At 67.7% G+C, this 15,025-nt stretch carries 17 protein-coding genes and 1 tRNA gene; 8 read left to right on the top strand and 10 right to left on the bottom strand.

The features are described from left to right. Window positions 1–188: 188 nt before the first annotated feature. Together D0D37_RS35790 and D0D37_RS35785 are read right to left on the bottom strand one after the other, a co-directional pair. Entirely contained in the window at window positions 189–371 is a 183-nt protein-coding gene (locus tag D0D37_RS35790) for a hypothetical protein (protein WP_116205006.1), read from the bottom strand. A gap of 31 nt (window positions 372–402) precedes the next feature. Next, window positions 403–1,266 (bottom strand): LysR family transcriptional regulator, encoded by an 864-nt coding sequence (locus D0D37_RS35785; RefSeq protein WP_116205005.1) that lies wholly within the window; start codon window positions 1,264–1,266, stop codon window positions 403–405. A gap of 116 nt (window positions 1,267–1,382) precedes the next feature. Between D0D37_RS35785 and D0D37_RS35780 the strand changes: the two genes are divergently transcribed. Beyond that, the gene (locus tag D0D37_RS35780; protein WP_116205004.1) at window positions 1,383–2,282 is read left to right on the top strand and encodes an MBL fold metallo-hydrolase; all 900 of its coding nucleotides are present in this window, start codon (window positions 1,383–1,385) and stop codon (window positions 2,280–2,282) included. On the opposite strand, the gene D0D37_RS35775 is transcribed toward D0D37_RS35780, so the two are convergent. Further along, complete coding sequence (locus D0D37_RS35775) at window positions 2,269–2,868, bottom strand: TetR/AcrR family transcriptional regulator (protein WP_116205008.1); 600 nt, start codon at window positions 2,866–2,868, stop codon at window positions 2,269–2,271. The two genes, D0D37_RS35780 and D0D37_RS35775, sit on opposite strands and share 14 nt — an antisense overlap. A gap of 75 nt (window positions 2,869–2,943) precedes the next feature. Here D0D37_RS35775 and D0D37_RS35770 point away from each other — a divergent pair, with 75 nt between their 5' ends. The 5 genes from D0D37_RS35770 to D0D37_RS35750 are packed head-to-tail and all read left to right on the top strand — an operon-like array spanning window position 2,944 to window position 6,642. Beyond that, window positions 2,944–4,008, top strand: coding sequence for an FAD-dependent monooxygenase (locus tag D0D37_RS35770; RefSeq protein WP_116205003.1), 1,065 nt, complete (start codon window positions 2,944–2,946; stop codon window positions 4,006–4,008). 46 nt (window positions 4,009–4,054) lie between these two features. After that, window positions 4,055–4,861, top strand: a complete 807-nt coding sequence (locus tag D0D37_RS35765) for a metalloregulator ArsR/SmtB family transcription factor (RefSeq protein WP_116205002.1) — start codon at window positions 4,055–4,057, stop codon at window positions 4,859–4,861. Next, window positions 4,858–5,448, top strand: coding sequence for a dihydrofolate reductase family protein (locus D0D37_RS35760; RefSeq protein ID WP_116205001.1), 591 nt, complete (start codon window positions 4,858–4,860; stop codon window positions 5,446–5,448). The genes D0D37_RS35765 and D0D37_RS35760 overlap by 4 nt, the downstream gene beginning before the upstream one ends. Window positions 5,449–5,493: 45 nt before the next feature. After that, window positions 5,494–6,255, top strand: a complete 762-nt coding sequence (locus tag D0D37_RS35755) for an SDR family NAD(P)-dependent oxidoreductase (protein ID WP_116205000.1) — start codon at window positions 5,494–5,496, stop codon at window positions 6,253–6,255. 18 nt (window positions 6,256–6,273) lie between these two features. Continuing rightward, a complete protein-coding gene (locus D0D37_RS35750; RefSeq protein WP_116204999.1) occupies window positions 6,274–6,642 on the top strand; it encodes a MerR family transcriptional regulator in 369 nt (122 codons plus the stop codon). A gap of 135 nt (window positions 6,643–6,777) precedes the next feature. On the opposite strand, the gene D0D37_RS35745 is transcribed toward D0D37_RS35750, so the two are convergent. The 3 genes from D0D37_RS35745 to D0D37_RS35735 form a co-directional block, all read right to left on the bottom strand. Beyond that, window positions 6,778–7,563 carry a hypothetical protein gene (locus tag D0D37_RS35745; RefSeq protein ID WP_116204998.1) on the bottom strand — a complete coding sequence of 262 codons (786 nt, stop codon included), beginning with the start codon at window positions 7,561–7,563 and terminating at the stop codon, window positions 6,778–6,780. Window positions 7,564–7,619: 56 nt separating this feature from the next. Continuing rightward, window positions 7,620–7,880 (bottom strand): hypothetical protein, encoded by a 261-nt coding sequence (locus D0D37_RS35740; protein ID WP_116204997.1) that lies wholly within the window; start codon window positions 7,878–7,880, stop codon window positions 7,620–7,622. A 434-nt stretch (window positions 7,881–8,314) separates the two neighbouring features. Continuing rightward, window positions 8,315–8,388: transfer RNA gene (locus tag D0D37_RS35735), tRNA-Leu, on the bottom strand. Between the two features lie 124 nt (window positions 8,389–8,512). On the opposite strand from D0D37_RS35735, the gene D0D37_RS35730 reads away from it, so the two are divergent. Next, window positions 8,513–8,734 carry a DUF3618 domain-containing protein gene (locus D0D37_RS35730; protein WP_037358573.1) on the top strand — a complete coding sequence of 74 codons (222 nt, stop codon included), beginning with the start codon at window positions 8,513–8,515 and terminating at the stop codon, window positions 8,732–8,734. A gap of 492 nt (window positions 8,735–9,226) precedes the next feature. Here the strand turns inward: D0D37_RS35730 and D0D37_RS35725 are convergent, their stop codons facing one another. Then, entirely contained in the window at window positions 9,227–9,796 is a 570-nt protein-coding gene (locus D0D37_RS35725) for a hypothetical protein (protein ID WP_116204996.1), read from the bottom strand. A 220-nt stretch (window positions 9,797–10,016) separates the two neighbouring features. Further along, window positions 10,017–10,616, bottom strand: a complete 600-nt coding sequence (locus D0D37_RS35720) for a TetR/AcrR family transcriptional regulator (protein ID WP_116204995.1) — start codon at window positions 10,614–10,616, stop codon at window positions 10,017–10,019. Between the two features lie 71 nt (window positions 10,617–10,687). On the opposite strand from D0D37_RS35720, the gene D0D37_RS35715 reads away from it, so the two are divergent. Next, window positions 10,688–12,148: a flavin-containing monooxygenase gene (locus tag D0D37_RS35715; protein WP_116204994.1), complete on the top strand. Its 1,461-nt coding sequence runs from the start codon at window positions 10,688–10,690 to the stop codon at window positions 12,146–12,148. 318 nt (window positions 12,149–12,466) lie between these two features. On the opposite strand, the gene D0D37_RS35710 is transcribed toward D0D37_RS35715, so the two are convergent. Both D0D37_RS35710 and D0D37_RS35705 read right to left on the bottom strand, forming a co-directional pair. Continuing rightward, window positions 12,467–13,057: a helix-turn-helix domain-containing protein gene (locus D0D37_RS35710; protein WP_116204993.1), complete on the bottom strand. Its 591-nt coding sequence runs from the start codon at window positions 13,055–13,057 to the stop codon at window positions 12,467–12,469. Between the two features lie 124 nt (window positions 13,058–13,181). Continuing rightward, entirely contained in the window at window positions 13,182–14,861 is a 1,680-nt protein-coding gene (locus D0D37_RS35705) for an LCP family protein (protein WP_116204992.1), read from the bottom strand. Window positions 14,862–15,025: the final 164 nt, after the last annotated feature.

Raw genomic sequence — 15,025 nt, 5'->3', positions numbered from 1 at the left:
ACTCCAGTCGGGGTGGGGCGGGGTGCCGTTCGGCGTAGTTGCCGGCCGGACCCGCTCCACTCTGGCGGCACTAATGCCGTCACGGTGCGGAAGACGCGGACCTGGTGTACACCCGTGGCCGATCCGTGATCGAAAGAGCACTCCGGGTGACAGTCATCACCCCGGTGTCAACAGCCTTCGGGCGGGATTCAGACCGCGAACGCGAACAACAGGATGAACACCGCGACGCCGGCGCCCCAGGCGACCATGAGCCAGCCGAAGTCGCGCACCGGGTCGACCGCGCGGCTTTCCTCGCCGGGGATGTACACGCCGCGGTTTTCGAACCAGTCCGCGCATTTGCGCAGGACCCGCAGCGGATTGCGTCCCGGCACGGCCCACACCTCCCCGATGTCCGGGCCCAGCCTACGGGTTCGCGGGCGTTTCGCGGTGCTCGAGCCCGGCGAGTTCGACGAACGAGCGGACCAGCGGCGGCGTCGAATCCTCGCGCCAGGCGACCACGAGCCGGCTCGGCGGACAGTCGGCCAGCGGGACCGTCGCGACGCCTTCGGGCAACGAGTGCGCGAGCGGGGCGAGACCGACGGTTCCGTTCCACAGCACGGCTTGCAGGCATTCGTGCACCGTCCGCACGACCGGGCCGCCCGCGCCGCCGCCGCTCCAGAACGCCTGCCACTGCGGATCGGTGCCGTCCGGGAACCGGAACCATGCCCGGTCGGCGAGTTCCTCCCGGCGCACCTCGTCGCGTCCGGCCAGCGGATCGTCCGCGCGCAGGACGACGCCCATCGGGTCGGAGCGCAGTACGCGCGTGCGGATTCCGTTGGTGTCGAAAGGAATCCGGGTGAGCGCGACGTCCACGAGACCGGCGCGCAGCCCGGTGGTCGGATCGGTCAGATCGGCCTCGCGGACGCTGATCCGCACGCCCGGATGCCGCTTGCGGAACTCGCTGGCAAGCCGGATCCCGACCGGCTCCGAGCTGTCGGCGAGAGTGCCGAGCGTGAGCGTCCCGGGTCCCGCAGCCGCGGCGACTTTCGCACGGGCTTGGTCTGCTGCCTCGAGCAGGGTGCGGGCCTCGTCGTAGAGCGCGGTTCCGGCGGCGGTGAGCGCGACCCCGGACGGCGAACGGTCCAGCAGAGCCGCGCCGAGGTCGGTTTCGAGCTGTTTGATCGCGCGGCTCAGCGGCGGCTGGGTCATGTGCAGCCGCGCCGCCGCCCGGCCGAAGTGGCGTTCCTCGGCGATCGCGACGAAGTACCGGAGCGAACGGAGATCCACAACCAGCGACAATACCCGTGCGGTATGGGGAAAAGCGGATCGGTCTTGGACACCGCGCGGGCGCGGCGCTGGACTGGAACGGTCACTGATCCCGCGTTCCCGAGGAGCCTCCGGCGATGGCCGACTACCCGTATCCCGATCCCGTCGTGCAGACCGCACAGGTGCGCGAACTCGCCCGCGACCTGGTCGTGGTCCCGAACCATGGCGTGCAGCTGGTGCCGAACGTCGGCGTCATCGGCGGGACGCATTCCGTGCTCGTCGTCGAAACCGGCATGGGGCCGCGCAACGCGGAAACCGTGCTGAAGTTCGCGACCGAGTACGCGCGCGGCCGCCGGATTTACCTCACCACCACGCATTTCCACCCCGAGCACGCGTTCGGCGCGCAGACCTTCGCCGGGGCCGCGACCTACCTGGTCAACCGCGCGCAGGCGACCGACCTCGCCGCGAAAGGCCCCGGCTACCTGCAGATGTTCACCGGTCTGGGAGAGCCGGTCGCGCGCCAGCTGGAGGGCGTCGAACTGCCGACCCCGGACGTCGTCTACGACTCGTCGCACGACCTCGACCTCGGCGGTCGCGTCGTGCAGCTACGCGCCACCGGCCGCGCGCACAGCAAGGGCGACCAGGTCGTGACGGTCCCGGACGCGGGCGTCCTGTTCACCGGCGACCTCGCCGAGACCGGTCAGTTCGCGATCTTCCCGTGGTTCCCGCCGCACGACACCGACGTGTCCGGGATCCGCTGGATCGAGGTCATGCGGAAGCTTTCGCAGCGGCGACCGGAAATCGTCGTCCCCGGCCACGGCGACATCAGCGGCCCGGAACTGCTCGACGACCTGCGCGCCTACCTGGAACTGCTGCGCGACGAAACTTGGCGGCGTCGCGATTCGGAGATGGACGAGGCGACCGTGATCGCGGAAGTGCGGGACGAACTGATCAAGCGGCACCCGGAATGGGAAGGCCGCGAGTGGATCGACACCGCGGTGGCGTGCCTGTGCGCGGAGCACGTCAGTCACGCTTGAGCAGTGGCGCGAGCGTCGTCACGATGGCCTCCCGGGCCGTTTGGATTCGCTGCTCGGCGGTGAGGTCGTCGGTGCGGTCGAGCATGGCCTGCGACGCTCCGCGCACCGCACCGGCGAACGCGCTGGTCAACGTACGGGCGGTGAGGTCGTCGAGTTCGTCGGGAAAGGATTCGGCGAGGATTTCGGCGATCCGGCGCTCGGCATTGAATTGGATTTGCAGCGCTCGGCCCTGGACGGCGGGCACGGTCTGGAGCAGGCGCATCCGCAACGGGGTCAGCTTGCCGATGATGTCGTCGCTGACCTCGCCGCCGTCGAGAAGGACGCGGACCAGCAGGTCGATCGGCCGGTCGTCCGTGGCTCGGTTCGCGAGCGCCTCGAGCAACGCCTGCACCCGGCTCTCGGCGTCCGGGAACACCAGTTCTTCCTTGCTGGCGAAGTAGCTGAAGAACGTGCGCGTGCCGATCTCGGCGGCTGCGGCGATGTCGGCGATGGTCGTCTCGTCGTAGCCGTTGCGCTCGAAGAGGTCCATAGCCGCGTCGATCAGGGCTTGGCGGGTGCGGGCGCGCTTGCGTTCACGGAGCGACATCTCGCGAGTGTACGACATCGAGTGCATATCCGCAGTCATTGCAAAATTGCACTGAGTGCGGATATGCTCGGATGCATGACTCGTGAAGTGCTCGTGTGCGGTGCCGGGATCGCTGGTTCGACCCTCGCGTTTTGGTTGGCGCGCAATGGTTTCCGGCCGACTGTCGTAGAACGGGCAGCTGGCCAGCGAAGCAGCGGCAACCCGGTGGACGTCCGCGGCGGCGCGATGGAGGTGGCCGACGCGATGGGCGTCGTGCCGCGGTTGCGCGAGGTCGCGACGCACGCGCAGCGGCTGCGCCTGCTCAACGCGAGCGGGCGTCCGGTGACCACGGTGCGGATGGCGGTAAGCAAAGAGATCGAGGTCCCGCGAGCCGATCTCGCCGACGTGCTCTACGAAGCGGCGCGAGACGACGCCGAATTCCTCTTCGGTGACACCATCACCGCGCTGGAGCAGGACGAAGGCGGGGTTGACGTCACCTTCGAGCACGCTGCCCCGCGCCGATTCGACCTGGTGATCGGTGCGGACGGCTTGCATTCGACGGTGCGACGGCTCGCGTTCGGTCCGGAGCGGGAATTCGTCCGGCACGCCGGGATGTACGTCGGGACCGTGACGCTCGGCGAACCGTCCGACTATCCGCAGGACATCGTCATGCTGAACACCCCGGGCCGCCTCGTCGCGGTCCATCCGGGACGCGGAAACGCCCGGGTGGCGTTCATCTTCCGCGGGTCAGAACCCGGTCAGGACAAGGAAATTCTGTCTACTGCCTACCGAGGTCTCGGCTGGCGGGTCCCGGAACTGCTGGCTCGCTTCGAAGCGACGGACGACGTCTTCTTCGACGCGGTCGCCGTGGTCGATCCGCCGAAGTGGTCCAGCGGCCGGGTCGCGCTGGTCGGCGATGCCGCGTCGTGCGTCTCCCTGCTCGGCGACGGTTCGAGCCTCGCGATCGTCGGCGCGCACACCCTGGCCATGGCGCTCGCTGACGGCACTCACGCCGAGGCGTTCGCGCGCTACGAAGAAGCGCATCGAGCGCGTGTGAAGCCCAAGCAACGCGGGGTCCGGACGGCGGCTTCGATGCTGGTCCCACGCACGAAGCGGGGCCTGGCGGTCCGCAACCTCGCCGCCCGCCTGCTGCCCAGCTAAAAGAATTCCTTGACACGAATATTCGACATGGAGAATACTTCGCTGCATGGACGGGATCGCCGCAGCACTCGCGGACACCACCAGGTGGCAGCTGGTCGAACTGCTCGCACAGCGGCCGCGGTCGGTCGGCGAACTGGCTGAGCTGACCGGGCTGCGGCAGCCGCAGACGACCAAGCACCTGCAGACCCTCGCCCGCGCCGGCCTGGTCACCATGGCCCCGCTCGGGCAGCGCCGGGTCTACGCGGCCGAAGCAGCTCCGCTGCGGGAATTCGCGGACCAGCTCCAGAAACTGGCCGCGACGATCGAGGCGCATGCGGGGGAGCGCGAGGTGCTCGACCGCTACCGCGCGGCGATCGAAACCGACACCGCCGCCGCGGACCGGGATCGCTGGGCCGACGGTCGCGCGTTCTCCTTCGAACGCGTGCTGTCGGTCCCGCCGGAAACGGTCTGGCGGTACTGGACGGACGCCGGGCTGCTGGCGTCGTGGTGGGTCCCGCCGTCCCTGACCGTCACCGAGTGTGTCCTCGAAGCGAAGCCGGGCGGGCGCGTCGTTCTCGCCTACCGCGACGCCGAAGGCATCTACCGCTCGGAAGGACAGGTCCGGACCGCTCGCGAAACCGAGCGGCTGGTGTTCGACCTGTCGGTGCTGGACGCGGCCGGAGCCGTCGCGTTTAGCGGCCATTACGACCTCGCCCTCGCCTCGGCGAACGGCGCCACCCGGCTGCGGCTGGGACTGGAGATCAGCGCAACGACCGTCGAAGCCGTGTCCGCCATCGCCGGAATCGAAACCGGCTGGGGACAGGTCCTCGACCACCTCGTCGAAGTCATCACCCGAAAGGAAGTCCAGTCATGACCGAGCGTCGTGTCACCGCCAACCTCGCCCTGACCCTCGACGGCCGCTACCACGGCCCGGAAGGCCCCGGCGACATGAGCGCGATCATCCCGTACGTGACCACCGAGACCGCCCGCAACCAGATGACCCGCATCTGGGAGAACGCGACGACCGCGCTGCTCGGCCGCCGCAACGCGGAAGGATTCCTCGGCTTCTGGCCGACCGTCGCGGCCGACGAAAACGCCGACCCGCGCGACCGCGGGTACGCGAAGTGGTTGGTGGACACGGAAAAGGTGGTCCTGTCGAGCACTCTCACCGAGTCGCCGTGGGAGCGCACGCGCATCGTGAACGCGCCCGCCGCCGAGGTCGTCGCCTCGCTCAAGGCCGACGGAGAGGGCGACATCCTGGTCAACAGCAGCGTCAGCGTGATCAAGGCGCTGCTGACCGAGGACCTGATCGACACGCTGTACCTGACCATCTGCCCGCAAATCGCCGGCGGCGGCCCTCGCCTGTTCGACGACGGCCTGCCGGGTACTAAGTGGACAGTCGCGCACCAGGAGACCGGCGATCTCGGCGAAGTGGCCCTGGTTTACCACCGAGTTCGCTGATCGGCTTGACCTTCACGCATACGGCAATGTTTAGCGTCGATTGTCATGAGTGAAGGACAGTTTGAAGGCAAGGCCGTGCTCGTCACCGGCGGCGGAACGGGCATCGGACAGGTCACCGCACGCGAGTTCGCCCGGCGAGGCGCGAACGTCCTCGTGGTCGGCCGGACCGCGGCGCGGCTCGCCGAAACCGCGGGCTCTTCCCCGCGGATCCGCCCGTTCGCCGCCGATATCACCGAGGCAGGCGCCGCGGAGTCGATTGTCGCTGCGGCGCACGCCGAATTCGGCCGGATCGACGTGCTGGTGAACAACGCGGGCATCGTCGAACCGGCCGCGCTGGGCGAGATCAAGCCGGGCGCGTTCGACGGAGTGGTCGCGACAAACCTGCTCGCGCCGGTCTACCTCGTGCAGGCCGCGATGCCGCACCTGAGCGAGTCCGGGGGCGCGGTCGTCAACGTGACGACCGCGATCGGCCAACGCGGATGGCCGATGGTGGGCCGGGAGTTCTACGCGGCGACGAAAGCCGCGCTGGAATCGCTGACCCGAAGCTGGGCAGTACAGCTTGCCGCGCAAGGCATCCGCGTCACCGCAGTCGCACCCGGCCCGGTCGCCACCGAGATCTACGCCCGCGAGGGCCTGACCGCTGAGCAAGCCCAAGCACAGCACGCATCCTTGCAGGCGATGGTGCCGCTGCGCCGATTGGCCCGGCCGGAAGAAGTCGCACACTGGATCGTCCAACTCGCCAGCCCCGACGCCGACTACCTCACCGGCGTAGTACTGCCCGTCGACGGCGGCGCAGTGATCTCTTAGCGGCGTACGCTCGGGCCGGTGCGGATCGGAGAGCTGGCGAAGGCCACCGGAGTCACCACGAGGGCGCTGAGGTTCTACGAGGAGCAGGGGCTGTTGACCGCCGCCCGCTCCCACAACGGATACCGGCACTACGAAGAGTCCGCGATCGAGCGGGTGGCGAACATCCGCTACCTGCTCGACTCGGGCCTGACGATGGAAGACATCCGGCCGCTGGGCCCGTGTTTGCAGGGCGATTTGCCTTCGCGGCGCTTGTCGTCGAGCGCGGTGGCACTGGTGGACCGGCGGTTGGCTGTGCTGGACGAACGGATCGCGGCGCTGACCCGGGCTCGGGAACAATTATCCGCCCGCGCGACCGCATCACGCGGCGGCGACGTCGGGTGCGATTGATGCGGACGGCTGGGCGATGCTGTGCCTGAAGACTGAAGGCCTCTAGCTCGTATACAGACCAGCCTGGATGTTGTACGTGAGGTGGCTGGCCCGCTGGCGCTGTCCTGACGGACTGCCGCGTACGTGCTTGGCCAATCACTGGGTGGCATCGGGGTTAAGTTCCAGAATTGCGCTTGCGACCTCTGAGGGGAACAAGGTTGACCAGATGACCTCTCCCGGCGACGGCTCCATCTCCGCAAGCGGGGATGGTTCAGGTTGCCAGGCGTCGGATGCGATGCCTGGAACACAATCGAGGAGCAGAGCGAAGATTGCCGGATCGGGGATGCCTTCAGCAATAATGGCCAAGTACGCCTCATGGTCTTCGTCGACACGGACAAAAGCTTTGACACGATGGTGCTGAAACTCAGCCACCGCGAGCCTGCCGGTAGTGAGGGACATGCTGATCAGGCCAATCACCAGTCGCTTCATCTCGCGTCGCCAGGCAACCGCGTGCTCAGCGGTTAAGCGGTTCCAGTCCCAATCGCGGGGGAGGAGATGAGTTGTCGAGACAGTCTTACCGGTGGTGCACTCGCGCCTGATCGATTCATAGAAGTCACGCTGGGGGCTGTCTGCTTGGCGGTGTCCGGCCGCGCCGATCCACCATGTATCAGGACGACTCCGAAGTCCAGGAGGTGAGTCGTCGTTGTTTAGCTGGGTGGCGATGGCTCGCCGATCACCAGTCTTGACCTTGAACCACACGCGGTCGCTCAGTGACAAGATCCGTCGTGCTCCGCCAGCGTCGCGGAGTTCCGGGATCACCTGTGCTGTGGCGATGACTGGGTTTTCGATCTCGTCAAGCGGCTGGCCAAGATCTGGTAACGGCAGATCTAGATCGGCAAGACATCTTCTGGTTGGGCGTACGCCGACTGGAACCTGTGTCATGTTGAAATGCTAGAGAACTTCTTCATAGCGACCGCGTCGGGTCCGCGCGAACTGGACTACTTCGGCAATCCGCCGAGTTCATTGAGTTCATCGACGTTGAACCCGGTCATCATGGCAACGGCAGCGGAGTCAGAGCCGTTGAGTTGGCCGAGCGCCGCTTTGATCCCGTCGTTGATCTCGTCGCGGTGAGCGTCGATGTACTCCCGCACGGCTGCATCGACGATGTCCTTCTTTGAACGCGACATGAAGTGAGCTGCATGGGATACAAGTTCGTCGGTTGAGGCGTCGACCTTAATTGGCGCGGTGGCGGCAGCCATGACTGAACTCTCCTTGAGGTGCTGCGAGTGACTCGCTTAGGTACCAAAGTACCAGTATCTACCCTGTGGAGGGAAGTGGGCTCCCGCCCGTCGTCACCACGAAGGACGTGGGTCAGCGAAGGCAGCGCCGGTCGGCCGGCGGTTTCGGTGATCTGCCGGAAGTGCATGAGGAGTCAGGCACTGGCTGCCGTGGTCGATCGTGCCGATGGCTCGATCTGCCTGCCTGACGGCACAGAGGATCCGTCGCGACGCACTGAACCGATTTCTGGCGAGCTAGTCGTGGCCGCGCTTCCAACGGGCAGAAGCCAGCCAATCCAGGACTACGTCGAGTTGTCGATGAAGTTCGCTTTGAAGCCAAACTCTTGATGTCAGGGTCGCTGGCTTCCTAGCGAACCGAACACGCGGCGGTATTGTGCAACGACTACGACAACTTGTGGGGCCGGAGAGACTCGAACTCTCACTGGCACGGACCTAAACCGTGTGCCTCTGCCAATTGGGCTACGGCCCCCAAGAACCAGGTGTGATCGTAGCGCGCGCCACGTTCGGGTTCGCTCGGCGTGGCCAGTCGCCGTCTCGCGGGGGTTGTCCTCTACCGTGGACCGCCTACAGTCCGACTGCGGCGAGGAGGGCACGTGGCTCGCGACCCCGAGACCATCGAGCGTGAGATCGAGCAGGCGAGGACCGCTTTGGCGGCGACCCTCGACCAGCTGGGCACGAAGGCCAACCCGCAGAAGCTCGCCGAACAGGCGAAGGACGGCGTGCGCGCGAAGCTTGACAACCCGAAGGTCAAGTACCCGCTGATCGGGGCTGGCGTGCTGGTGGCCGTGCTGCTGGTGCGGAAGCTGTTCCGCTGAGGGTTCGCCTCGCGGCGCGTTGAGGCATCGGCGGGACCCTTCTCGGGTCCCGCTGCTTCTGCGGTTACGCCCAGTCGCATCTCGGGCGCGCGCCGGGCACTGGCTGTTTGCTCCCTGGATGGCGGATCGACAGCCGTAATCGTCACGCCCGGTGAACTTCGTGAGAAGAGCCACTGAACCAGGGGTCACCTGTTTGGCGGTCGCTCACCTGGGTCGCTTCGGGGGAACACGTTCGCCGAATTGGGCTACCCCGCAAGGGTGACGAGTCGGTTCTGTCCCGCTGTAGCGGACGTAATCAGCTGTGTGCGGGCGTGCGCGGGAGGGAGGCCGGACCCGGCTCTGGGCGCGCTCGGCCGGACGTGGGGGCCTCGATCGAGGCGCAAATGCTCCAGAGTCAGGGCACGGTTGGACGGGCGCGCCAAAGAGCCCAGGCGCAAAGACGCGCGCAGGCCAAGCGGCTCGCGAAAAAGCGAATAGAAGTAAGAGTGCAGGTCAGGCGCGTGCGACCGGCGGAGTGGCCGACGCGCCCGCTGTCACACCGGGGCGGCTCGTTTCTCCGGGCTTGCGGTCTTCGACCTCTTTCGGGAGCTGCTTGCTCGGCGGCAGTGCCGGTTTGGCGGCCTGGTCCTTCTCCGCGGCCGCCGGGGCGGCGCTCGCCGAAGCCGAAGCGGGAGCCGGGGCGGAAGCGGGAGCCGGGGCGGAAGCGGGAGCCGGGGCAGCAGCCGAAGCCTTGCCGGACTCGGTTCCCGAATCGGAAGAGGCAGCCGCAGCGTCCTTGGCCGCCTTGGCTCCGCCCGACGGCGGGATTTCCAGCGGAGCGATCTCCGGCAGCGTCAGGCGGGCGGCCATGTACGCGCTGGTGAACTCCAGTGCGTTGCCGTTCAGCAGGTGCACGACGGTGGGACGCTCGTTCGGGGCGAGCTTCTCCACGAGCTGGTCGGCCCGGTCGCGCGCGGCGATGATGCCCGGCGCTTTGCCGGTCAGCTCCTTGCCGCGACCGCTGACCGTGATCGTCCAGTCGTCGTTGTCGTGCTTGTAAGTCGCCGTGATCGTTTCCACCACTGCCTCACCCCTCTCGTCATCAGCATGCGTCACAGGTCGAGACCCGGCCACCGCAAACTCATGACGCGATTCCTGCTTGCCGGCCGCTGGCGCGACACTCAGTGTGTCTTTCTACAGTGTCATCGATACCGTATGAAAACTCTGTGTCACAAGTAACGGGACGAGATGTGCGCTGAGTGACGACCGAATGGCCTAATGCACGGTCATCTTCACGTGCACATCAGATCGCACGCTGTGACAACCCGGCCCACAGGAGATCCATCGCGTACTCGGTCGCCTTCTCCGGGGTCACCTCCGGGAAGCGCTCGCACCAGATCGCCAGCCGCTCGCAGGCGCCGACGACGAACTCGGCCGACGCTTCGGCGCGCAGGGTGTCCTCGCTGTCGAAGTAGCCGCTCATCAACGCGGTGATCAGGTCGGTCTGCTGCCGGCGGGTTTCTTCGATCTCGTCCGCGGCGGGGGTGCCGATCAGGGCCATCTCGTGGCGCAGCAGCGACCAGGCCTGGCGGCGCTCGCGGATGAAGACGAAGAACGCCAGCAACCCGCGCCGCAGCGCGTCCTGTGCGGACTCCGCGCCGACGATCGACTGCTCGGTGGCCTCCTGCAGCGCCGCCCGCGACTGCCGGATGCACGCCAGCAGCAGGCCCTCTTTCGAGTTGAAGTACTCGTAGAGCATCGGCTTGGACACGCCGACCAGTTCCGCGATCTCGTCCATCGACGCCATCGCGTAGCCGCGCTCGCCGAAGACCTGCTCGGCGACCTCGATCATCTGCCGTTCCCGTTCGGCTCGGGGCATGCGCTTGCGCTTGGCGGTGGTCATGCCGCACACTCTACCGCCAGTAACCTACTCCGAGTAAGCTGGACTTCGGGTAACAGTTAACGGGAGGACGCATGGGCAACCGCACCGAGACCGGCGTGATCGTGGTCGGCACCGGGTTCTCCGGGCTCGGCATGGCGATTCAGCTGCGCAAGGACGGCCGCGACGACTTCGTGGTTCTCGAGAAGGCCGAGGACGTCGGCGGAACCTGGCGGGACAACAGCTACCCCGGTTGCGCGTGCGACATCCCGTCGCACATGTACTCCTTCTCCTTCGAGCAGAACCCCGGCTGGTCGCGCGCGTACTCGCCGCAGCCGGAGATCTACGAGTACATGCGCGGCGTGGCGGACAAGTACGACCTGCGCCGCTTCATCCGCTTCGGCCAGGAGATGACCGGCGCGCGCTGGGACGCCGAGGAGAACCGCTGGCACGTCAGCACCCGCGGCGGCGACGAGTTCGTGGCTCCGGCGCTGGTCGCGGGCGTCGGCGCGCTGCACCGGCCGATGATCCCGGACCTGCCGGGCATCGAGCGGTTCCAGGGACGCGCGTTCCACTCCGCCGAGTGGGAGCACGACTTCGACTTCGCGGGCAAGCGCGTCGCGGTGGTCGGCACCGGGGCCAGCGCGGTCCAGTTCGTGCCGAAGATCGCGCCGGAAGCCGCCGAGCTGACGTTGTTCCAGCGCACGCCGCCGTGGGTGATGCCGAAGGCCGACCGCGACATGCCGGGCTGGCTGCGCGGCCTGTTCCGCGCGGTGCCGCCGGTGCAGCGGCTGTACCGGAATTTCCTTTACTGGACGCTGGAAGCGCGCGCGATCGGCTTCAACGGCCAGCCGTGGATCATGAAGATCGGGCAGCGGCTCGCGAAGAGCAACATCGACCGCGCGGTGTCCGATCCGGTGCTGCGCGCCAAGCTGACCCCGGACTACACCATGGGCTGCAAACGCGTGCTCATCTCGAACGACTACTACCCGGCGCTGGCCCGCGACAACGTCGACGTGGTCACCGACGGCGTGGCCGAGGTGCGCGAGCACAGCGTCGTCGACCAGGCGGGCGTCGAGCACGAGGTGGACGCGATCGTCTACGGCACCGGGTTCCACGTGACCGACGCGTTCGACAGCCTGGAGATCGTCGGCCGCGACGGGCGGAACCTCGCGAAGGAGTGGGCGAGCGAGGGGATGCGGACGCACCTCGGGATCACCGTCAACGGCTTCCCGAACCTGTTCTTCCTGCTCGGGCCGAACACCGGGCTGGGGCACAACTCGGTGGTCTTCATGATCGAGGCGCAGATTTCCTATATCGCGCAGGCGTTGCGGCTCGCCGGGGACCGGGCGCTGGACCCGCGCGAGGACGCGCAGGAGCGGTTCAACGCCGAGGTGCAACGGAAACTCGAGAGGGGCATCTGGACCCAGGGCGGCTGCAAGAGCTGGTACCTGGACGCGAAGGGCGTGAACCGGACGCTGTGGCCGGGCTTCACCTGGCGGTACTGGCTGGACACCCGGACGGTGCGGCGGGAGGACTACGAACTGCTCGGGTGAGCCGGCACGAGGGGGACTTTCGCGGCGGGGGATGGAGTCGCGAAGGTCCCCCTCGTGGTCTCGGCGGGGTCCACAGTGGACCCCGAGTACGAGGGGAACCTTCGCGGCAGGGGAGGAGTCGCGAAAGTTCCCCTCGTAGTACGTGGGCAGCGTTCAGCGAGGAGCGGGCTCCACAGTGGACGCGGGCAGGACGGCGTTGCCGTTGAGCGGGAAGAAACCTCGGCGGACGGAGGCACGCGGAGGGTGAGCAGAACGAGGGAGACTTTCGCGGCAGGGGAGGAGTCGCGAAGGTCCCCCTCGTGGTCTGTGAGGTGCGGATCAGGCGGGAGCGAGCTTGCGCAGGTGCGAAACCAGCTCAGCCGTCGGAAGACCGCACAGTTCGGCCATCCGCTCCAGCGCGGCGAAGTCGAACGACACCTCGTCGGTCGACGCGCTCGCCGAAGCGGGCTGACCCGAAGCCGCGGGAGCGGAAGGGCTTGGCGTGCTTGAAGAACCGGAGACGGGAACGGAAGGCCGGGAGGCGGAACTCGCGCGCGCGGGCGACCCCGGCATCGCGACTCCGTTCTGCCGCAACCGTCCTTCGGCCCAGCGTCGCAGCGGAGTCAGCTCCGGACCGGCTTCCTCGACGACCCGGCGCAGGTCCACGCGGACCCGGCCCGGTTCCTCGGTGAAGACCCGGCTGTGCACTTTGGCCAGCAAATCCTGCGGAAGCTCGTCCATCGCCACGCACAGTTCGACCAGGCGCACCACGGAACACTGCCGGGTGCCCAGTTCGTACGTCGCCAGTGTCTGCAGCGAGATTTCGCTCTGCAGATGCGCGTTCAGCTCTTTGCGCGTCCATCCCCGGCCACGCCTGAGCTTGCGCAGCTCGTCTCCCAGCACCCGCTGGTAGTGCTCAGCGTCGATCACGGCCCCTGCCCCTCAACCAACTTCACGGACGCGGGCTTGCGTCCCGATGGTGAAAGTGCCGAAGCGGCCGCTCATTACGCGGGTTTCCGGAATATTTTCTACTTGCCCCGAATGGAGCAACGCGTCAGTTGACGCAGGGCACCCCGTCGGCGGTGATCGGCTGGTCGTCGCTGCCCGGACCCGAGGGCGTCGACGGAGGCGCGGCCTGCTGCTGAGCCGGAGGTGCTTGCGCCGCACCGGTTCCGCTCGACGCACCAGCGGAAGACTGGTAGTCCGAACCGAGGAAGACCTTCACGTGGCCCTTGGGCACGCTCTTGTCTTCCTGCACCGTCGCCTTGGCGCCGAGCGCGTCGGCGACCGCTTGCCCGGCCGCTTCGCCGCCGCTTGGGACCCAGATCACAGTCGTCTTGCGCGAGGACGCGTTGTCCGTGTCGCCCGCGGTGAAGCCCTTGTCCGCCAACTGCTTCGCCACGGTCGCCGCGAGACCGGTGCGGTCCGAGGCGTTGCGCACGTCGACCGTCGTGTCCTTATGCGACTCGTCCGGCTTCTGCTGCGGCGGCGCCGGGGCCCCGTTCGCGCCGGCCTGCGGACCGGTCAGCCCCTGCACGAAGGCCTTCACCTTCGCCGGGTCGACCTTGACCGCGACGCCGTCGGTCGGCGTCCGGTACTCGACGTTGTCGACCGGGATGGTGCGGAACTCCAGCTGTCCGCCGGTGAGGCCCTTCATCTGCTGGGCGAAGCTGAAGATGTCCCAGTTCTGGTTCAGCACCACGGACTTCTTGATGGCGTCGACCAGCGAGTTGAGCTTGCCCGGGTCGGTCAGCGTTCCCGCGGACAGGATCTTGCGCGCCATGCCCGCCATGAACACCTGCTGGCGCACGACCCGGTCGAGGTCGCCGCGCGGCAGGCCGTGCCGCTGCCGGACGAACTCCAGCGCCTGCACCCCGTCGATGGTGTGCTGGCCCTTGGTGAACTTCGCGCCGGAGTACTCGTCGTCGACGTTGTCCTTCAGGCAGACGTCCACGCCGCCGATGGCTTTCGTGATGTCGCTGAAGCCGAGCAGGTTGATCGCCGCGTAGTTGTCGATCGTGGACCCGGTCAGCTCCTGGATCGTCGCGATCAGCAGCTTCGCCCCGGCCTGGTTGGCCTTGACGTCGAGTTCCTTCGGATCGGTGACGCCTTGGGCCTGCAGATCCTTGCGCGCCTGCAGCATCGCTCGCGCGTACGCCGAGTTGATCTTGTGCTTGCCGTAGCCCGGGATGTCCACGTACGAGTCGCGCGGCAGCGACATCGCGACGGCCTTGCTGCCGTCGTTCGGGATGTGCACCATGATCAGCGTGTCGGTGTTCAGCTCGCCGTCCGACTCGCCCGCGTTGAGCTGGGCCAGCAGGTCCGCGGGCAGCGGGTTGCCCTGCGCGTCGGTGCGGCTGTCGAGGCCGACCAGGAGGATGTCGCGGGCGCCGTCGGCGGGTTTGTCGCCGCCCGCGCCGTCGCCGATCACGTCGGAGTAGCTCAGCCCGTTGACCAGCCCCTGCAGCGACGCCCACGCGTACCCGGTAAGCCCCATGACCAGCAGCGACACCACCGCGAGAGCGATTTTCGCGCCGCGCATCCCGCCGCGGCGGGACCGCCCGGACGGACGGCGCGGAGGCGGGCCGGGACGACGGGGCGGGCCGGCGGCCTGCGGGTCGCGTCGCGAGCGAGGCGGTGGCCCGGGCCGCCGCGCCGGTTCCCGGCCGGGCTGGTCCTGCCACGAGCGGGCGGGGCGGCGATCGCCTTGCCCGTTCCGAGGCGGGTAGTCCACGCGGTCGGCTCCTTCTCGTCGTTCTGGTCGTCCGCTTCTGGAGACGCATGGTGCCCGGCGGGGGTTGCGACGGGTTCGCACCTCCCCCGGCCGGTGTGGTGTGCACCACCCATGGTCCGGTATCCGAAGCATTTTCGCCCGGCCGGCGGTATGCGTGTCGCGAG

Origin of the sequence: Amycolatopsis circi, assembly GCF_003385235.1 — a bacterium.
GTDB classification, from domain to species: domain Bacteria; phylum Actinomycetota; class Actinomycetes; order Mycobacteriales; family Pseudonocardiaceae; genus Amycolatopsis; species Amycolatopsis circi.
The sequence above is the reverse complement of the archived record's forward strand: the minus strand, read 5'-3'. Positions and strand labels throughout refer to the sequence as shown.